At 63.4% G+C, this 19,175-nt stretch carries 19 protein-coding genes and 1 tRNA gene; 10 read left to right on the plus strand and 10 right to left on the minus strand.

The genetic code is table 11. The features are described from left to right. Window positions 1-58: 58 nt before the first annotated feature. The 5 genes from prfA to U5A67_RS32230 all read left to right on the plus strand — a co-directional run bounded on the left by prfA (window position 59) and on the right by U5A67_RS32230 (window position 4,030). Complete coding sequence (gene prfA / locus U5A67_RS32210; protein WP_205987712.1) at window positions 59-1,141, plus strand: peptide chain release factor 1; 1,083 nt, start codon at window positions 59-61, stop codon at window positions 1,139-1,141. Window positions 1,142-1,155: 14 nt separating this feature from the next. Continuing rightward, the gene (prmC, locus tag U5A67_RS32215) at window positions 1,156-2,016 is read left to right on the plus strand and encodes a peptide chain release factor N(5)-glutamine methyltransferase (RefSeq protein WP_321817557.1); all 861 of its coding nucleotides are present in this window, start codon (window positions 1,156-1,158) and stop codon (window positions 2,014-2,016) included. Window positions 2,017-2,139: 123 nt separating this feature from the next. After that, window positions 2,140-2,451: a Grx4 family monothiol glutaredoxin gene (gene grxD / locus U5A67_RS32220; RefSeq protein ID WP_205987175.1), complete on the plus strand. Its 312-nt coding sequence runs from the start codon at window positions 2,140-2,142 to the stop codon at window positions 2,449-2,451. 24 nt (window positions 2,452-2,475) lie between these two features. Further along, window positions 2,476-3,090, plus strand: a complete 615-nt coding sequence (locus U5A67_RS32225; protein ID WP_277397964.1) for a UbiX family flavin prenyltransferase — start codon at window positions 2,476-2,478, stop codon at window positions 3,088-3,090. Between the two features lie 142 nt (window positions 3,091-3,232). Then, entirely contained in the window at window positions 3,233-4,030 is a 798-nt protein-coding gene (locus tag U5A67_RS32230; RefSeq protein WP_205987174.1) for a DODA-type extradiol aromatic ring-opening family dioxygenase, read from the plus strand. Window positions 4,031-4,115: 85 nt separating this feature from the next. Here U5A67_RS32230 and U5A67_RS32235 read toward each other — a convergent pair whose 3' ends face one another. After that, a complete protein-coding gene (locus U5A67_RS32235) occupies window positions 4,116-5,711 on the minus strand; it encodes an APC family permease (RefSeq protein ID WP_205987173.1) in 1,596 nt (531 codons plus the stop codon). A 422-nt stretch (window positions 5,712-6,133) separates the two neighbouring features. Between U5A67_RS32235 and U5A67_RS32240 the strand changes: the two genes are divergently transcribed. Beyond that, entirely contained in the window at window positions 6,134-6,337 is a 204-nt protein-coding gene (locus tag U5A67_RS32240) for a cold-shock protein (RefSeq protein WP_027819263.1), read from the plus strand. Between the two features lie 134 nt (window positions 6,338-6,471). Here the strand turns inward: U5A67_RS32240 and U5A67_RS32245 are convergent, their stop codons facing one another. The 3 genes from U5A67_RS32245 to U5A67_RS32255 form a co-directional block, all read right to left on the minus strand. Next, window positions 6,472-7,734, minus strand: coding sequence for an Hsp70 family protein (locus tag U5A67_RS32245; RefSeq protein ID WP_321817558.1), 1,263 nt, complete (start codon window positions 7,732-7,734; stop codon window positions 6,472-6,474). A 161-nt stretch (window positions 7,735-7,895) separates the two neighbouring features. Continuing rightward, window positions 7,896-8,498: a nitroreductase family protein gene (locus tag U5A67_RS32250; protein WP_205987171.1), complete on the minus strand. Its 603-nt coding sequence runs from the start codon at window positions 8,496-8,498 to the stop codon at window positions 7,896-7,898. A gap of 120 nt (window positions 8,499-8,618) precedes the next feature. Beyond that, window positions 8,619-9,902, minus strand: coding sequence for an MFS transporter (locus tag U5A67_RS32255; RefSeq protein ID WP_321817559.1), 1,284 nt, complete (start codon window positions 9,900-9,902; stop codon window positions 8,619-8,621). 151 nt (window positions 9,903-10,053) lie between these two features. On the opposite strand from U5A67_RS32255, the gene U5A67_RS32260 reads away from it, so the two are divergent. Together U5A67_RS32260 and U5A67_RS32265 are read left to right on the plus strand one after the other, a co-directional pair. Continuing rightward, window positions 10,054-10,701 carry a TetR/AcrR family transcriptional regulator gene (locus U5A67_RS32260; protein ID WP_321817560.1) on the plus strand — a complete coding sequence of 216 codons (648 nt, stop codon included), beginning with the start codon at window positions 10,054-10,056 and terminating at the stop codon, window positions 10,699-10,701. Window positions 10,702-10,733: 32 nt separating this feature from the next. After that, window positions 10,734-11,312 (plus strand): DUF1415 domain-containing protein, encoded by a 579-nt coding sequence (locus tag U5A67_RS32265; protein WP_321817561.1) that lies wholly within the window; start codon window positions 10,734-10,736, stop codon window positions 11,310-11,312. Window positions 11,313-11,360: 48 nt separating this feature from the next. Here the strand turns inward: U5A67_RS32265 and U5A67_RS32270 are convergent, their stop codons facing one another. After that, window positions 11,361-12,215, minus strand: coding sequence for a class I SAM-dependent methyltransferase (locus U5A67_RS32270; protein ID WP_205987167.1), 855 nt, complete (start codon window positions 12,213-12,215; stop codon window positions 11,361-11,363). Window positions 12,216-12,613: 398 nt separating this feature from the next. Between U5A67_RS32270 and U5A67_RS32275 the strand changes: the two genes are divergently transcribed. Then, window positions 12,614-12,934: a DNA-binding protein gene (locus U5A67_RS32275; RefSeq protein ID WP_205987166.1), complete on the plus strand. Its 321-nt coding sequence runs from the start codon at window positions 12,614-12,616 to the stop codon at window positions 12,932-12,934. A gap of 187 nt (window positions 12,935-13,121) precedes the next feature. Here U5A67_RS32275 and U5A67_RS32280 read toward each other — a convergent pair whose 3' ends face one another. Then, window positions 13,122-14,273 carry a class I SAM-dependent methyltransferase gene (locus tag U5A67_RS32280; RefSeq protein ID WP_321817562.1) on the minus strand — a complete coding sequence of 384 codons (1,152 nt, stop codon included), beginning with the start codon at window positions 14,271-14,273 and terminating at the stop codon, window positions 13,122-13,124. 259 nt (window positions 14,274-14,532) lie between these two features. Here U5A67_RS32280 and U5A67_RS32285 point away from each other — a divergent pair, with 259 nt between their 5' ends. Further along, window positions 14,533-16,905 (plus strand): Eco57I restriction-modification methylase domain-containing protein, encoded by a 2,373-nt coding sequence (locus tag U5A67_RS32285; RefSeq protein ID WP_321817563.1) that lies wholly within the window; start codon window positions 14,533-14,535, stop codon window positions 16,903-16,905. A 76-nt stretch (window positions 16,906-16,981) separates the two neighbouring features. Here U5A67_RS32285 and U5A67_RS32290 read toward each other — a convergent pair. The 4 genes from U5A67_RS32290 to U5A67_RS32305 form a co-directional block, all read right to left on the minus strand. Then, window positions 16,982-17,057, minus strand: a tRNA-Thr gene (locus tag U5A67_RS32290). Window positions 17,058-17,075: 18 nt separating this feature from the next. Next, complete coding sequence (locus tag U5A67_RS32295) at window positions 17,076-17,570, minus strand: ClpXP protease specificity-enhancing factor (protein WP_321817564.1); 495 nt, start codon at window positions 17,568-17,570, stop codon at window positions 17,076-17,078. Window positions 17,571-17,649: 79 nt separating this feature from the next. Further along, the gene (locus tag U5A67_RS32300) at window positions 17,650-18,261 is read right to left on the minus strand and encodes a glutathione S-transferase N-terminal domain-containing protein (protein ID WP_027797364.1); all 612 of its coding nucleotides are present in this window, start codon (window positions 18,259-18,261) and stop codon (window positions 17,650-17,652) included. 114 nt (window positions 18,262-18,375) lie between these two features. Beyond that, window positions 18,376-19,152: a cytochrome c1 gene (locus U5A67_RS32305; protein ID WP_321817589.1), complete on the minus strand. Its 777-nt coding sequence runs from the start codon at window positions 19,150-19,152 to the stop codon at window positions 18,376-18,378. Window positions 19,153-19,175: the final 23 nt, after the last annotated feature.

A 19,175-nucleotide genomic window follows, 5' to 3' on the forward strand; every position in this document is an offset into this window, starting at 1 on the left:
GCTTGCGCCCGCCCCTCTTTTCCCGCAGTCCTGACCGGAGCCCGCTCCGTACCGCCCGATGAAAACGAGCATGCAATCGAAGCTCGACCAGCTGACGACACGCCTGGCCGAGCTGAACGACCTGTTGAGCCGTCCCGATGTGACGTCCAACCGCGACCAGTACCGCAAGCTCACGCGCGAGCACGCGGAAATCGGGCCGGTGGTCGAGCATTACGCGCAATGGCGCCAGGCGAAAGACGACGAAACGGCCGCGAAGGATCTGCTGAGCGACGCCTCGATGCGCGATTTCGCCGAAGAAGAGGTGAAAGCTTCGCGCGAACGCATGGCGCAGCTTCAGCACGAATTGCAGATGATGCTGCTGCCGAAGGACCCCAACGACGACCGCAACGTGTTCCTCGAAATCCGCGCGGGCACGGGCGGCGACGAATCGGCGCTGTTCGCGGGCGACCTGCTGCGCATGTATCTGCGCTACGCGGAACGCAACCGCTGGCAGATCGAGATGATGTCGGCGAGCGAGTCGGATCTGGGCGGCTACAAGGAAGTGATCGTGCGCATCGCGGGCGAGGCGGCCTACTCCAGGCTCAAGTTCGAGTCGGGCGGCCATCGCGTGCAACGCGTGCCGGCGACCGAAACGCAGGGCCGCATCCATACGTCGGCGTGTACGGTCGCGGTGATGCCGGAAGCGGACGAAATCGGCGAAGTCGAAATCAATCCCGCCGATCTGCGCATCGACACTTTCCGTGCCTCCGGCGCGGGCGGTCAGCACATCAACAAAACCGATTCGGCTGTACGCGTGACGCACATGCCCACGGGCATCGTCGTGGAATGTCAGGACGATCGCTCGCAGCACAAGAACAAGGATCGCGCGCTCAAGGTGCTGGCCGCGCGCATCAAGGACAAGCAGTATCAGGAGCAGCACGCGAAGGAAGCGGCCACGCGCAAGAGCCTCGTGGGCTCGGGCGACCGCTCGGAGCGCATCCGCACCTACAACTTCCCGCAAGGGCGTCTGACCGATCACCGGATCAATCTGACGCTTTATCGCCTCGAAGCAATCATGGACGGCGATCTGCAAGAGCTGATCGGCGCGCTGTTGTCCGAGCATCAGGCTGAACAGCTGGCCTCGCTCGGCGATGCGGATTAAGGCGCGCTGAACCCGTGAACGCTTCGCAATCCGACTCGCAAGTCACCGCCGACGCGCTGCTGCGCGCCTCGCCGCTGCCCGCGCTCGAAACGCGCATTCTGCTGATGCACGTGCTGCGCTGGCGTCGCACCGATCTCATCACGCGCGGCGATCAGGCGCTCAATGCCGCCAACGTTGCCGCGTATCGCGCGCTCGAAGCGCGCCGCGCGGCCGGTGAGCCGATCGCGCAACTGGTGGGCGCGCGCGAGTTCTTCGGCCTCGATTTCGAAGTCACGCCCGACGTGCTGATTCCGCGCCCGGAAACCGAATTGCTGGTGGAAACCGCGCTCGCGGCGATGGAAGGCACGGCGCAGCCGCGCGTGCTCGATCTGGGTACGGGCAGCGGCGCGATTGCCGTGGCGATCGCCTCGGCGCGGCCCGATGCACGCGTGTGGGCCGTCGACCGTTCGGCGGGCGCGCTGGCCGTGGCCGCGCGCAATGCCGCGAAGCTGCTCGACGCCGCGCGTCCGGGCGGCGCGCTCACGTTTATCGAAGCGAGCTGGTACGACGCGCTCGACGCCGCGCTGCGCTTTGATGTGATCGTGAGCAACCCGCCCTATATCGCGAACGGCGACCCGCATCTGGATCAGGGCGATCTGCGCTTCGAACCGCGCGGCGCGCTCACCGACGAAGCCGACGGCCTGAGCGCCCTGCGCACGATTATCGAAGGCGCACCCGCACGGCTGGTGGCGAACGGCGTGCTCTGGATGGAGCACGGCTACGATCAGGCGGCGGCGGTCCGCACGCTGCTCGACGCGCGCGGTTTCGCCGATGTCGCTTCAAAGCGGGATCTGGCGGAGATCGAGCGCATCAGCGGCGGACGTTTTAGCGGCTAGCCCGCGCAGCGCGACCTGGCTCGCCCAGGCCATGCCAGGCCCGCACCGGCGAAATCCGCTATCATTTCGTTCTGCAATCCACGTATTCCGCATCAACCCTATTCAAGCAAGCCAAGGTCAGACATGGACACCCAACAGCGCATCAAGCAGATCGTCGACGAAAACGCCGTCGTCCTCTTCATGAAGGGCACCGCGCAGTTTCCGATGTGCGGTTTCTCCGGCCGTGCCGTGCAGATCCTGAAGGCGTGCGGCGTCGATCAGCTCAAGACCGTCAACGTGCTCGAAGACGACGGCATCCGTCAGGGCATCAAGGAATTCTCGAACTGGCCGACGATTCCCCAGCTCTACGTGAAGGGCGAATTCATCGGCGGTTCGGACATCATGATGGAGATGTACCAGAACGGCGAACTGCAACAGCTGTTCGCAGCAGCGTAAGCACGTCTTCCCGGCACGCCCCGCTTGTCGTTTGACGTGAACGCCACGCCGTCGCCGGTGCAACGCCGCCTGATCATCGCGATCACCGGCGCCACCGGCGCGATCTACGGCGTGCGGATGCTGGAGACGCTGCGCCGCGTGGGCGGCGTCGAAACGCATCTGCTGGTTTCTGCCGCCGGCTGGCTCAATATCCAGCACGAGCTGCAGCTCAGCAAGGAAGACCTCCATGCGCGCGCCGATGTCGTGCATTCGGTGCGCGACGTCGGCGCCACCATCGCCTCGGGCTCGTTCGCGACCGACGGCATGATCGTCGCGCCCTGCTCGATGAAGACGCTCGCGAGCGTCGCTCACGGCCTCTCCGACAACCTGATCGCCCGCGCCGCCGACGTCACGCTCAAGGAGCGCCGCCGGCTCGTGCTGATGGTGCGCGAAACGCCGTTCAACCTCGCGCATCTGCGCAATATGACGGCCGTCACCGAAATGGGCGGCGTAATTTTCCCGCCTTTGCCCGCGTTCTACAGCCAGCCGGCCTCGATCGACGAAATGGTCGATCACACGGTCGCGCGCGTGCTCGATCAATTCGCGCTCGGCCCCGCACTGGCGCCTGCCTGGCCCGGTTTGCGCCATACCGCCGACTGACCTTTTCTGGTTTGTATCGCCACGCCGATTATCAACATCGGCGACACAATCAATTCGCTCGACACACGTTTAATTCGCGAGAGTTGAGTCTTATATTGATCGTAATGCAAAACTTTTCAGCCACTCCACGTGGCTTACGATCATGACCACCCGTACTCCCACGCTTTTCCTGTCGCACGGCGCACCCACGCTGCCGATCGATCCCGCCATGCCGCGCGAAGGCTTCACGGCGCTGGCCCAGCATCTGCCGCGTCCGAAGTCGATCCTGATGCTCTCCGCGCACTGGTACACGCAGCGCCCGGCCGTGAGCACGGCGACGCAGCCCGAAACCATCCACGACTTCTACGGCTTTCCGCGCGCGCTCTACGAGATCCAGTACCCCGCGCCCGGCGCGCCCGAAACCGCGCAGCGCGCGGCGGCGCTGCTGCGCGCCCAGGGCGTGGAAGTCGATGAAGAGGCGCACGGGCTCGACCACGGCGCCTGGGTGCCGATGCTGCTGATGTTCCCGGACGCCGACATCCCCGTCGCCCAGTTGTCGATCCAGCCGCGCAACGACGCCGCGTATCACTTCGCCGTGGGCCGCGCGCTGCGCGAACTGCGCGACGAAGGCGTGATGGTGATCGGTTCGGGCCAGATCACGCATAACCTGCGTCAGGCGGATTTTTCGGCGCGCCCCGAGGATGCCGATCCGCGCGTGGCCGAGTTCACCGAATGGTTCGAAGCGCGCCTTGCGGAACGCGACATCGACGCCCTGCTCGACTATCGGCGCCAGGCGCCGCACGCGGTCCTGATGCACCCGACCGACGAACATCTGCTGCCGGTGTTCGCCGCACTAGGCGCCGCCGACGACGATTACACGCTGGGCGTCCAATCGCTCGGCACCTACCAGCGCGCGCTGGCGATGACGAATTACGTGTTCGGATCGGCTATCGCCCAGTAAGCGCACAAACCAACGTCCAGACGCAAAAAAGCCCGCCTGAATCGCTTCAGGCGGGCTTTTTGTTGGCTCGATGCGCTAGCGTTGCTTAGTGCGCGCCGATGCCTTCGAGCACTTCGTCGTGTTCCTTGCGCTCTTCCAGATACGGCGTGCGGTAACCCGAATTCACGCCCCAGAAGTAGAAGCCCAGCGAGATGATCGCGACGACCAGCATGTCCCAGCCGTAGGGAATCAGGTCGTGACCGCCGAACTGCTTGCTGCCGATCAGCGAGAGCACGGCCATCGTCGGCAGGTAGGCGCACAGCCACCATGCAGCCTTCAGATCCTGGCCCCAGCCGCCGAAGCCTTGCTTGGCCTGGAAGTAGAAGTACACCGGCAGCGCGACAACCATCAGCAGAATGATTTCGCCCGTCAGCGGCCACTTGGCCCAGTACAGGATCATCGATGCGCAGACGAAGGCGAACGGCGCGATGACCTTCATGAACGGCACCGACAGCGGGCGCTCGATATCCGTCGCAGCGCGCTTGAGCGCCATCAGGCTGATCGGGCCGGTCAGGTACGAGATCACGGTCGCAACCGAAATCACCGCTGCCAGCGAGCTCCAGCCGCGGAAGAAGAACATGAAGATGAACGAGATGACCAGGTTGAACCACATCGCCTGGCGCGGCACGCCGTAGAACGGGTGCACGTTGCCGAACATCGCCGGCATCGTGTTGTTGCGCTCCATCGCGTAGATCATGCGCGAGGTCGTTGCCATGTAGGTCGTGCCGGTGCCGCTCGGGCTCACGAACGCGTCCACATACAGCAGGATCGCCAGCCAGTTCAGGTTCAGCGCGATCGCGAGTTCCGCGAACGGCGACTTGAAGTTGAACAGGTTCCAGCCCTTCGCCACTTCAGCCGGATCGACCGCGCCGATGTACGCCACCTGCAGCAGCACGTAGATCACCAGTGCGCAGACGATCGAACCGATCACCGCGAACGGAATGCTCTTCGACGGATTACGCGCTTCGCCCGCGAGGTTGATCGGGCTCTGGAAACCGTTGAACGCGAACACGATGCCGCTGGTCGCGACTGCCGTGAACACTGCCGACCAGCCATAAGGCGCGAACGTGGTCGCCTCGCCGAAGTTCTCGTGGTGGAAACCCGTCGTCATCAGGCCGATGATCGTCAGACCCGGGATGATGAACTTGAAAATCGTGATGGCGCTATTGGCGCGCGCGAACAGCTTCACGCCCCAGTAGTTCAGCATGAAGTACACGATCACGAGCAGCGCCGACAGGAACAACCCGGAATGGGTCAATGATCCGTCGACGAACAGCGCGTGTGCCCACGGATAGGGCCAGGTGCTCATGTATTGGATGGAGGCTTCGGCTTCGATCGGAATCACCGAAACGATGGCGATCCAGTTCGCCCATGCGCTGATGAAACCCACCAGTGCGCCGTGCGAGTAACGGGCGTAGCGGACCATACCGCCCGATTCCGGGAACATCGCGCCGAGTTCGGCATAAGTGAGTGCAATGGCCAGAATGACCACGGCCCCGATCACCCACGCGCAGACCGCGGCGGGACCCGCGATCTTGGCGGCTTTCCATGCGCCGAACAGCCAGCCCGAGCCGATGATCGACCCGAGGCCGGTAAACATCAGCGCGAACGGGCCGATGTTCCGTTGAATAGAACTTTTCACGTCTTCTCCTGTATCAAGAGCAGTTCAACACCGCATGCCCCGTCTGTTGTGCGGGCGGGGTTCCAGCGGCAGTCGCACCTGCGCGCGATGTCGATTGCGCCCGTAGGCGCAACTCATGCGCGGCGCGTAGTTTAACGGTTGCACCGCCAAAAGGCGCCGAAAATCTTCTGCCACTACAAAAAAAACAGCAACTTAGCAAGCTTTGTAAGACTTTGTTTCGACCCCAGGGTAAAAATATATGGAGATTCCCTGGGTCCTAGTTGACCTGTTAATCAATAAGCCGTATAAAGTTCGGGCAGGATTTCAAGCGGCGAGTGTGAATAGGTCTTTCGTAGTTCGCCCATCAACGGTACTCCGGTTGGTCCCATACCCCTTCCTTGATTTTCGGCACCTCTTTGTTCATTCATTTTTAGGAAAGTAATATGGAAACCGGTACCGTCAAGTGGTTCAATGACGCTAAGGGCTTTGGCTTCATCACGCCGGACGGCGGTGGCGAAGATCTGTTCGCGCACTTCTCGGAAATCAAGATCGACGGCTTCAAGACGCTGCAAGAGAACCAAAAGGTTCAATTCGAAGTGCGTACGGGCCCGAAGGGCAAGCAAGCTGCGAACATCAAGCCGGTCTAAATACCGTCTTTGACTGTCAGGATTTACCTCTGGTCCTGACTGGCAAGCTTACAGAAAAACCCCACTCTTCTCTTTGAAAGTGGGGTTTTTTGTCGCCTGCGCATTTTGCGCCCCCCCCACTTTCTGCCTGACGTTTAGCCGTACAGGCGCTTCGCGTGAATGCCCAGACCCGTCGCCACGCTGGCGAGACGGTCGCCGAACACGGCTTGCGCATGCGGGAATGCATCGGCGAGCGCCTGGGTCAGGAACAGCAGACCCGTCGAGCCGCCCGTGAAATACAGCGCGTTCACCGACGCAGGCGCCACACCGGCTGCCTGCACCGTGTCGCGCGCGGCCTGAACGATGCGGCGCGTTTCTTCGCGGCCGGCCTCGACCAGTTGCGCATCGTCGAAGGCAAGTCGCAGATCGGTTTCCACCTGCTCCAGATCGATCATCGTTTCGCCGCCCGCCGACACGCCGATCTTCGCCTCTTCCGCCCGCGCCGCCAGCGCGTGACCCAGACGCCAGTCGACCACGCGCAGCAGACGGTCGTGCTGCGCGGTATCCGTATACAGATGGCGCATGAGCTTGAGTTCGGTCGCGCGCTTGGGCGTGTAAACCGTGTTGATCAAATGCCAGGTGGCCAGATCGAAATAGACGCGGTTCGGCAGTTCGCGGCCCTCCGGGTCGAGCGCCTGATAGCCGAGTTCACGCAGGATCGTCGCCAGTTCCACGCGGCGGTCGAAGTCCGTGCCGGCCACGTGCACGCCGTGGTGTGCGAGCACGTCGTCCTTGCGCTCCAGACGCGTCATGCGCTGCGGCCCGACGCGCACCAGCGAAAAGTCCGACGTACCGCCGCCGATGTCGGCCACCAGCACCAGCCCTTCTTCCGTCAGACGCGATTCATAGTCGAATGCCGCCGCAATCGGCTCGTACTGAAACTGGATTTCCTTGAAACCGACCGTGCGCGCCGCCGCTTCGAGCTGATCCTGAGCGAGCTTGTCGGCGCGCGGATCTTCGTCGACGAAAAACACCGGGCGGCCCAGCACCGCGCGCGTGATTGGCGCGCCGGCGCAACGCTCGGCGCTGCGCTTGAGGTGATCGAGGAAGATCGCGATGATTTCCGTATAGCGCATCGCGCTACCGTCGCCGAGATCGGTAGTGCTTTCCGCCAGCGGCGAACCGAGAATGCTCTTCATCGAGCGCATCAGGCGCCCGTCGAAACCGTCGATATAAGCGGTGAGCGCAGCGCGGCCGAATTCACGCGTGTGCTCGTCGGTGTTGAAGAACACCGAAGTCGGCAACGTGGTGTGCGCGCCTTCCACGGGCGCGAGCCGCATGGCATCGCCGGAAGCGGCGCCTGGCAGCGCCACGGCCGAATTGGAAGTACCGAAGTCGATCGCGCAAAACGGGGTCATGGCAATGACGCACGGCACAAGGCGCGCGCGATGAGGAAGGCTGGGAGGACCGGCTTTGTATCACGAAAGCGCGGCGCGGGGCAACCGCAGGGCCCTGATGCGGCCCTGTAAGCGCAAACGCGCGGATCATCCGCGCGTCCTGTTTTATCGCTTTGGACCGGTCAGCCCTTGAACGGTTGCTTCCATGCGTTCGCGTAGGCAATCTCGCCGACGGCCGAACGCGTGCGCTCTGCCTTTTCGCGGTCGCGCAGCACCGGTTCGAGCTTTTCGATCTCGCCGTAGTGGCCGATCGAAATGATCGCGAGCGGTTCCACGTCGTTCGGCAGGGCGAACTCCTTGCGGAAGGCGTTCACGTCGAAGCCGCTCATCTGGTGCGCGGCCAGACCGAGCGCATGCGCCTGCAGCACCAGCGACATGGCCGCCGCGCCCGCATCGTACTGCGCCGTGCGGTTGGTCTCGCCCTTCGCGTTGAGCGTTTGCGCCGTCACCGCGATCAGGATGGGCGCGGGCGCGTTCCACTGCTGGTTGAACGGCACGAGCGTACCGAAGGCGCGCTTGAACGCGGCTTCGTCGGCCGTGCGATCGAACACGATGAAGCGCCACGGCTGCAGGTTGTAGCCCGACGGCGCCCAGCGCGCAGCCTCGATCACCGCATGCAGCGCCTCGCGCGAGACCGGCTCGTTCGAGTAGGCGCGCGGGCTCCAGCGGCCGGCGATCAATTCGTGGATGGGCACGGCTGTCGGTGCGGGTTTTTGCTTCGTCATGCCTTGTCTGTCCTTGAGGATAGCGGGCGCTCGCCCGGGGCCATCAGCATACCCGCGCTGCACAAAACGCGCTCAAGCATCGAATACGATGTGGACGCCGCAACCTCGACGCAAAGCGTCTCAAGCCGCCTGCACGCCCACTTCACGCGCGCGGCGATTGATGCGCAGCACCAGGAACGAAGCGATCAGGCACAACCCGCCCGAAATCATCGACGCCACCGTGTAGGTGCCCAGACTCGACCGCAGCAGCCCGGCGCCGAATGCCGCGAACGCCGCGCCCAGCTGGTGACCCGCCACCACCCAGCCGAAGATGATGGGCGCGCGCTCCTTGCCGAACACATCGGTGGCGAGGCGCACCGTCGGCGGCACGGTCGCGATCCAGTCGAGGCCGTAGAACACGGCGAAGATCGGCAGACCGAAAAAGTCGATGCCGAAGGCGTGCGGCAGATAGATCAGCGAAAGCCCGCGCAGCCCGTAGTACCAGAACAGCAGCACGCGGCTATTGAAGCGGTCCGAGAGCCAGCCCGAAAGCGTCGTGCCGAACAGATCGAAAATGCCCATGGTCGCGAGCAGCGAAGCGCCCTGCACTTCCGTCATGCCGTAATCGCCGCACATGGCGATCAGGTGCGTGCCCACGTAACCGTTGGTGCTCGCACCGCAAATGAAGAAGCTGAAGAACAGCAGCCAGAAGTCGCGCGTGCGGCTGGCCGATGCCAGCGCACCGAACGCGAGCGTGAGCGGATTCTGCTGCGGCGCAGGCGGGACGATGGGCGCGTCGTGCGGCTCGCCGAACGGGCGCAGGTCGACGCTGGCCGGGCGCTCCGGCAACAGGAACGCTACCAGCGGCAGCACCACGGCGGCGGCGATCGCCACCACCAGCACGACCATCTGCCAGCCGTGCTTTTCGGCGATGGCGGCGAGGAACGGCAGGAACACCAGCTGGCCCGTGGCCGAGCTTGCGGTGAGGATGCCCATCGCGAGACCACGGTGCGTGGTGAACCAGCGCGTGACGATGGTGGCCGAGAGCGACAGCGCCGCCACGCCCGTCGCGCCGCCAACCATGACGCCCCAGATCAGGATCATCTGCCACGGATGCGTCATCAGCGAAGACAGCGCCACGCCCGCCGCCATCGTGCCGAGCGCCACGAGCAGTGTGGGCCGCACGCCGAAGCGCTGCATCGCCGCCGCCGCGAACGGGCCCATCAGGCCGTAAAGCGCGATGTTGACCGAAATCGCCAGCGAAATCGTCGCCCGGCTCCAGCCGAACTGATGCTCGAGCGGCACCATCATCACGCTCGGCGTCGCGCGCGTGCCGGCCGCCGCCAGCAGCACGAGGAACACCACCGCCACGACGAGCCATCCATAGTGGAAACGCCCGCCGGCCATTCTCGCTGCCCAGTTCATCCCTGCTCCTGATTGGTGTCGGGCCGATCTCGTCCGCCATTCGCCACAGTACATCAGCCGCGGATTGTTACCGATCGGTCACAAGTGTGTTGCGATAGTAGTGACCGCTCGGTAACATGTCAAGCGTAACCCTGATGACGAGATGCCCGCCATGGCCAAGCGCCCCGATTCCGCCACCACTGCTTCGAGCACGCCCGCCCGCACACAGACGGCCGGCCCGCGCGCGCAGGAGCAACTGCTGCTTGCCGCCGACGAATTGTTCTATCAGGAGGGCGTACGCGCCGTCGGCGTGGAAGCCGTGGTCGAGCGCGCGGGCGTGAACAAGATGAGCCTGTACCGGCAGTTTTCGTCGAAAGACGATCTGGTGGTGGCGTATCTGAAGCGCTGCGATGTGCGTTTCTTCGAGCGCTTCGAGGCGAGCGTCGCCAAACATCCCGGCGACGCCGCGAAGCAGTTGTTGCAGTGTTTCGTGGATCTGGCGCAACGCGCATCGACGCCCGAGTATCGCGGCTGCCCGTTCGTGAACGTCGCCGCCGAGTTTCCCGACGTCGAGCATCCGGCACGCCGCAGCGTCATCGACAATAAAACCCGGCTGATGGCGCGCCTGAACGAGATGGCGCGCGCAGCCCAGGCGGGCGACCCGGCATCGCTCGCGGACGAACTGGCGCTGCTGGTCGAAGGCGTCTACGCCGCGAGCCAGACCTACGGCCCCGGCTGCGGACCGATCCTCGCCGCGCCGCGCGTAGCGAAGCTGCTGATCGAAGCGGCGTGCGGCAGGACGATTGATCTCGCGGCGTAACCGCGCGAGCACCCGCGAGTAGAATCGCGGCCATGAACGATACCGCCGCCTCCCCCTCGCCCGATCACGCCGACATCATCGACGCCACGCGCCACTGGCTCACGCGCGCCGTCATCGGCCTGAATCTCTGCCCGTTTGCGAAAAGCGTCCACGTGAAGGGCCAGATCCGCTACGCAATCAGCGAGGCGACCGATCTGGAAGGTGTACTAACCGATCTCGAAACCGAACTGCGCACGCTCGCCGATACGGACCCAGCCGAAATCGACACGACGCTGCTGATCGTGCCGCACGCACTGGCCGACTTCCTCGAATACAACGACGCACTGCATTTCGCCGATCTGCTGCTTGGCCAGTTGCGTCTGGACGGCACGCTGCAGATCGCCAGCTTCCATCCGCAATATCAGTTCGAAGGTACGGGTCCCGACGATATCGAAAACTACACGAACCGCGCGCCGTATCCGATCCTGCATCTGCTGCGCGAAGACAGCATCGAGCGCGCCGTGGATGCCTTCCCGGACGCCGCCGACATCTACGAACGCAATCAGGAAACGCTGCGCCGTCTGGGTCTGGACGGCTGGCGCGAATGGATGGCGAAGCGCGGCGAAGACTAACGCCAGCGCTACACGCGCATCACTATTCGCGTTTAGAGCGGGCTACGTTTAGCCCGCTTCTGCCGCGGCCTCGCCTTCATCGGAGAAGAAGCGTTCGCGCAACTCCGCCAGCCCGAAGGTATCGAGGATTTCGTTGAGCCGCTCGGTCGGCCGGCGACGCGGCAGGTTCTTGTACTGGGCGATGATCAGCTCGTTCTTCATCGAGTGCTCCCAGCCCACCAGCTCGGTCACGCTCACCTGGTAGCCGTGCGCTTCCAGTTGCAGGCAGCGCAGCACATTGGTGATCTGGCTGCCGAACTCGCGCGTATGCAGCGGATGGCGCCAGATTTCCGTGAGCGCCTGGCCGAGCGACTTGCCCTTGTTCCGCCGCAACACGCCCGCCACTTCCGCCTGACAGCACGGCACCACGACGATATGGCGCGCCTTTTTCCTGAGCGCGAAATGCAGCGCGTCGTCGGTGGCGGTATCGCAGGCGTGCAACGCCGTCACGATATCGACCGTCTCGGGCAGCGCCTTCGACGTGATCGAATCGGCGACCGAGAGATTCAAAAACGACATCCCTTCGAAGCCAAGTCGCTGCGCGAGTTCGCGAGACCGCTGAACGAGTTCATCGCGCGTCTCAATGCCGAAGATATGCGACTTGTCGCGCAGTTCCTTGAAAAAGAGATCGTAGAGAATAAAACCAAGGTAGGACTTGCCCGCACCATGATCGACAAGCGTCACGTCGCGGCCATCCTGCTTGACGTCTTTGAGCAGCGGCTCGATGAACTGGAACAGGTGATAGACCTGCTTCAGCTTGCGGCGGCTGTCCTGGTTCATCTTTCCGTCACGCGTGAGGATATGGAGCTCCTTGAGAAGCTCGATCGACTGGTTAGGACGGATTTCGTAAGTCTTACTGGACATCGGGGCGGCTTAAAAAGAAAAGGGTCTTTTGCCGGGAAACGTGCGGCAGGCGACGGAACGACGCAAATATATCTGTCATTTTACGGAAAAAGCAGGAAGAGGCCGCCAGCCCGAGCGAGCCATTCATCTGATAGTTGGAGCGTCCGGCACGCTGACCCACGTCCGGACGGCAGGGAGGGGTTGATTAAAAGAGACACGGCACGCCGTCGCCAGGCGGTATGACTGCGCGCGCCGATGTTCAGAAAGGACCGTTTTTGGGGCGCGACCGACCGGCAAAGTATCGGGAAAGCGCGCATGGGAGATCGCACCGGGTTGGCCGGGCGCGATAAATCAGGTACGACGCAGATTCCGCTTGCGCACGAGCGCACGGTGCTGCGCGACCTTGCATGGGGCATGCAATGAACACAATACCCGACGGTAACGCTGAGCAAAAATTCCAGGAAATGCTGGCCAGGCTCGTAGAGGTACCCGAGTGGACGGAAAAGCAACAACTGGAACTGGAAATGGCACGCGACATCTCGGTCGAGATGCTGCGGCTAGCCGAAGATATGCGCGATGGCGCTTCGGATCTGGAAGCCTGTCTGATCCTGCTGAAGTACGCCAAAGTGCTCGATTTCGTGATGTCCGCGCTGGCTGCGCGGCGGGACATCAAGCCACAAACGCTGCGGGTGATTTTCAAGCTCGCCGGCTTGCGTGTGGACGAGGCTTATCCCGGTTGATGCGGGCTGAGCATCGATGAGTGACCGGCGGGCGCCACGCCCGCCGTTTAGAAGGACAAAGCGCACTCCCGATTCCGAGGTCGGTCCGTGCGCTTATACCGCTCACCTTTCTTCGCGCCGCCGTTCCACACGGCGGCGTTTGCGCTTTCCTCCGCCCAGACGTTCAGGCGTTCAGACGTTCACGAGTTCAGGCGCTGCGCACCTTCAGTCGCCACAGCGATGTGATTTCGGCCGCGCGTGCGCGATGAAGCGGATCGTTGGGATCGCTCGCCTTGGGATGGCGCGGACGGATATCCTCGCGCCCCGCCACGTCCAGACCCGCTTGCCCGATCATGTCCAGCAGTTCGTCGCGCGTGCGCAGGCCCAGATGCTCCGCGAAATCGGACAGGATCAGCCAGCCTTCGCCGCCCGGCTCCAGATGATCCTTAAGCCCGCCGAGGAAACCGCGCAGCATGCGGCTATCGGGATCGAACACCGCATATTCGATGGGCGACGCGGGCCGCGCCGGCACCCACGGCGGATTGCAGACCACGAGCGGCGCACGGCCGGACGGAAACAGATCGGCTTCCAATACCTCGACCTGCTTGCCCACGCCGAGCATGTCCAGATTCTCGCGCGCGCATGCCAGCGCGCGCGCGTCCTGATCCGTGGCGACGATGTGCTTCACGCCGCGCTGCGCGAGCACGGCGGAGATCACGCCCGTACCCGTGCCGATGTCGAACGCTTTTTCGACCGCGGCAGCCGGCAACGGCACACGCCCAATCAGATCGAGATATTCGCCGCGCACCGGCGAAAACACGCCGTAGTAAGGATGCACGTGCGCCCCGCCGAGCGCGGGAATCGGCACGCCCTTCCTGCGCCACTCGTGCGCGCCGATCAGGCCGAGCACTTCGCGCAGCGAGACAGCGGACGGCTCGCCGTCCGGCGCGCCCCACGCCTCTTCGCAGGCCAGCTTGACGTCGGGTGCGCGGCGCAGCGCGATCGAATAATCGCCTTCGAGCGGCAGCAGCACCATGCCGAGCGTGCGCGCACGTTGCGCCTGCGCCTGGCGATGCAGGTGAAACGCCTCGAGCGGCGTGGCGGGCGCCTTCGGCTCGCCCTTGCGCGGCTTGCGCTCGGCGCGGCGCGCCATCGCCTGCAGCAGTTGCCGCGCGTTCTGGTAGTCGCCGCGCCACAGCAGTGCAGTGCCCTCGCAGGCGAGACGGTAGGCGGCGTCGGCCGTCGTGCGATCGTCGGCGACGACCACGCGCTTCGGCTCGGGCACGCCCGCCTCCGAACGCCAGCGGACGGTGCGCGGGCCGTCCGTGTCGGGCCAGCTCAAGGTGGGAAAGTCGGTCATAAGGTCTGGATGCTTGATACGTAACGCTCGATGCTTAAAAGGCTCGCCGCGACGGCGCGCCTGCGATGCGGCGCCATCTTATAGCAGAGCACGGTCATGGCCGGCTGTTGCGGCCAGGTGCAGGCATGTGCGCATCATCGCGCAGCCTGGCGCGGACGTCGACTCAGCCGAATGGCATAAGCCGAACGGCCAGGCAGATTCGCCGCGCACTCGCCAGTAAAATGACCGCCAATCCGCGCAATGGCGCCATCAACAGAATATGTCAGAGACGAATCCGACGACGCGCCACGCACCCGCGCGCAAGCAAGGCATACGCAATGCATGCACGTCCCGCGCGGGCCTCGACGCGGATTTTTATGCGGCACTGCTGCATATCGTGGGCGTGCAGGAGCGGATTGAGCGCGGCGCGGCGATCGTCGTGCGGCACGCGCCGGGCGAGCGGCACGCAAACGCGCTGATCGAACACGCGACCACGCACATCGAAGCGCGTGAGCGCACAGTCGATGATCCGGCAATCGACGCCGCGCTGCGGCTTTGCATCGAATGGATCGGCCGCCTCGTGTTGCTCAAGCTGCTCGAAGCGCGCCTGCTGACGCTGCATGCGCACGACCCGGCTTATGCCTTCCTGAGCAGCAGCCGGATCGCTACGTTCGGTGAGCTTACGGCGTTGTGCCGCGAACTCTTCGGTGACGAGCAAGGCGATGAAGTTGCGCGTCACTCTCGTCACCTGCCGCGTTTCGCAACCACCCTGTTCGACTCCGCCGATCTCGCCGCATTCGACGCCGCACTGGCGCCGCATCCCATCGGCGATCTGCTCGATTTTTTCGCTGCCTTCGAATTTCACGGCGAAACCGCCGCGCTCGGGCTGATTTTCGAGCGGCTCAACGGTTATCAAAACGGCGCCTGGTACACGCCCGAAAGCGTGGCAAAACTGCTCACCGAAGAAGCACTCACACGTGCCGTATTGGGCCGTTTCAATCGCCATAAAAACTGGCACTGCACGTCGCTCGATCAGCTATCCGAACGAATTTCGGACCATGCCGAAGCGCGCACGATCCTCAGCGGACTGCGCATTTGCGACCCGGCTGTCGGCACCGGGCATCTGCTGGTTTCCGCGCTCGATTCGCTAATCGATATCCAGACGAAGCTCGGCCTACGCGTGGAAAATGACGCCGCGCTCTATCGCGAAAAACGCGCCATCGTCGAGCAGAATCTGTTCGGTGTGGATATCGACGCGCACGCGCTCCAGCTCGCACGACTGCGCCTGACATTCGAACTGCTCGCCCATGCCACCTATGACGGCGCAGGCCAGTTTCCCGCACTGCCGGACCTCGCCGCCAATCTCAAACTCGGCAACGCCGTACTCGCCAGTTTCGCCGACGACACCCACACGCCCGGCGACTTCGCCTGGCACCGCGCCTTCCCCTCGGCGTGCGATGCGCAGGGACGCTTCGCGGGCTTCGACGCGGTCATCGCGAACCCGCCGTATATCGACTCCGAACGCATGATCAACGCCGGCCAGAAGCCGCTGCGCGAAACGCTCGCGCAACGCTGGCCGGGCGCACGCGGCAACTGGGATCTCTACATTCCGTTCATGGAACTGGGCGTCGCACTCATGGCGCCGCACGGCGCGATGGCGTATCTCACGCCGGACAAATGGCTCGCGCGGCCCTTCGGCGAGGCGTTTCGCGCGCGCCATCTCGACAAAATCGAGCGCATCGTCGCGCTGGGCCGCGATGTGTTCGAGCGTGCGCTGGTCGATTCGATCGTGACGGTCTATCGCAAAGCCGGTAGCGAAACGATCGCAACGGCTCGCCTGGAAAACGCAACGCTTCAAATGCTCGCGACAGTGAACAAATGCGAAATCGAAGCGCCGTGGACGCTCGACGCCCTGCTCTGCGCGCACTACGCGTTTGTGCAGCGGCTCGCGCGCGCGCATCCGACGCTCGGCACGTTGCTCAGTTGCGAGAACGCCTGCGCGACCGGCGACGCGTATCGGCTTGCGCCTTTGCTGGTCGAATCCAGCGCAGACTTCGACGCCTCACAGCACTATCGCGTGGTGAACACGGGCACGCTAGGCCGCTACGTCTCGCGCTGGGCCAGCAAACCGATGACGTATCTGGGCCGCCGCTACGCGCAGCCGGTTGTCGCGCGCGCGGACTTCGAAGCGGCTTTCGCAAACGGCTATCGCAGCAAAGCCGCGGCGAAAAAGATCATCGTGAAAGGCCTCACGCTGTTGCACGCCACACTCGATCTGAGCGGCGATACCGTGCCCGGCAAGACCACGCTGATCCTGCGTTCGGCCGACGAAGACCTGCTGAAATTTGCGGCCGCCGTGCTGAACTGCCCGCTCGCAGCCTTCGTCACGCGCTCGCGTTTCGGAGCGTCGAGCTACAACGGCGGCGTGGCGTTCACGAAGGCGATGATCGATGCGCTACCGGTACCTCACGACGCCAACGTGCGCGCGGGCATCGCCAGGCAAGTCAATGAAGTGATGCGCTTGGCACAGACCGGCGAACACGTAAAAAGCGAAACGCTCGCCCGCCACATCGACCGCATGCTTTACGCAGCGTACGGACTGAACGCCGATGAAATCGCGCTGATCGAGCAGCCCGCAAACAGCCGCGCCTGAAACGAAGGCAAAAAGACAAACAGGCCAAAACGAAAAAAGGGTTACAGCTTTTAGCTGTAACCCTTTTCGCGATGTTTGGTGCCGGCTGCAGGACTCGAACCCGCCACCTGATGATTACAAATCAACTGCTCTACCAGATGAGCTAAGCCGGCGTAGCCCGTGATTCTACTTCATTTCACGATCTTGAGGTGACCCTTACCGCCCTTTGCTGCACCATCGTCGGCTTTTTCTGCTGCGGATGCGGCCTCTTCGCTGCTGCTGGCCTCCTGTGGCGCAGCTTCGACTGCCGAAGCGGGCACATCTTCGTGCTCGTCCTGCGCGGACGGCAGCACGTCGTCGGCGTCGCCAGCGGGCGCTTCGACCGGGAACGCCATACCCTGGCCGTTCTCGCGCGCGTAGATCGCCAGCACATTCGACACCGGCACTTCGATCTTGTGCGACTTGCCCGAGAAGCGAGCGTGAAACTCGATCATCTCGTTGCCCATCTGCAGCTGGCTGGTAGCGTCGAAGCTGATGTTCAGCACGATCTCGCCGTCGCGCACGAACTGGCGCGGCACGCGCGTGCGGTTGTCGACCCGCACCGCGATATGCGGCGTGAAGCCGTTGTCCGTGCACCATTCGTACAGCGCACGCAGCAGATACGGCTTGGTGGAAATCTCTTGCATCAACAATCCTCAGAAGAGGCAGCGCGCGCCGGCAGTGAATCGCGCCGGCACCCGCGCCTCCTGTTGCAACAGTGACCGCTTAGCGGCGCATCACCTTTTCCGACGGCGTCAGCGCTTCGATATAGGCCGGACGGCTGAAGATGCGCTCGGCGTACTTCATCAGCGGCGCGGCGTTCTTCGACAGTTCGATGCCATAGTGATCCAGACGCCACAGCAGCGGCGCGATCGCGACGTCGAGCATCGAGAACTCTTCGCCCAGCATGTACTTGTTCTTCAGGAAGATCGGCGCGAGCTGCGTGAGGCGGTCGCGGATCGCCAGACGTGCCTTCTCGTGGTTCTTCTCGGCGGCCTTGCCCTTCTCGTTTTCGAGCGTGCTCACGTGCACGAACAGTTCCTTCTCGAAGTTGAGCAGGAACAGGCGCGCGCGGGCGCGCTGGACCGGGTCGGCCGGCATCAGTTGCGGATGCGGGAAGCGCTCGTCGATATACTCGTTGATGATGTTCGACTCGTACAGAATCAGGTCGCGCTCGACCAGAATCGGCACCTGACCATACGGATTCATCACTGCGATGTCTTCCGGTTTATTGAACAGGTCGACGTCGCGGATTTCGAAGTCCATGCCCTTTTCGAACAACACCAGCCGGCAGCGCTGGGAGAACGGGCAGGTAGTGCCGGAGTACAGAACCATCATGATTTACATTTCCTCAATAAACCCAAAAGGCCAGCGGGCGAAAACACCGCCCGACGGTCGCTAGACTGTCAGGCGGTGTGTCGTCATACCGGCCCCACGTCGGTCAGGACGTGCCTATTTGATATCTTTCCAGTACGCAGCGTTCAATCGCCACGCGAAAAAGCTCAGGACGCCGAGAAACAGAAGCACCCAGACGCCAAGCTGCTTGCGGGTGCGCTGCTCCGGTTCGGACATCCAGCCGAGGTACGCAACCAGGTCGGCCACGGCAGAATCATAATCTACCGGCGAAAGCTTCCCTGGCGTGACCTGTTGGTACCCCACAAACCGGCGGACCTTTTCCCCCGTTTCTTCATCCACCGTGTCTTCGAACTTCGCCGTGCGCACGCCCTGCAACTGCCAGAGCACGTGCGGCATGCTTACGTTCTCGAACACCATGTTGTTCCAGCCGGTCGGGCGCGTGTCGTCGCGATAGAAGCTGCGCAGATACGTGTACAGCCAGTCGCGCCCTTTTGCGCGCGCCTCCACGGAGAGGTCCGGCGGCGGCACGCCGAACCACGCCTTGGCGTCGTCCGGGCGCATCGCGACCGACATCGTGTTGCCGACCTTGTCCGTCGTGAACAACAGATTATCTTCGATCTGCTTTTGCGGAATGCCGAGATCCTGCAACCGGCTATAGCGCATCAGATTCGCACTGTGGCAATTCAGGCAATAGTTTACAAACAATTGCGCGCCGTGTTGCAGCGAAGCAAGATTTTCGCCGTTATCGGGTGCGCGGTCGAGCGGAATGTTTTCCTGAGCCGCCACAGATCCGACCCCAAGCGACAGCGCGCAAGCCACCGTCAGGCCCATCCGGACGCTCGCCCGGGCGAGCGTCGAAAAGAACAATTTCATCATCATGTCTTCCTCGCTCGCAG

The organism is Paraburkholderia sp. J69-1 (genome assembly GCF_905220255.1).
In the GTDB taxonomy this organism is placed as follows: domain Bacteria; phylum Pseudomonadota; class Gammaproteobacteria; order Burkholderiales; family Burkholderiaceae; genus Paraburkholderia.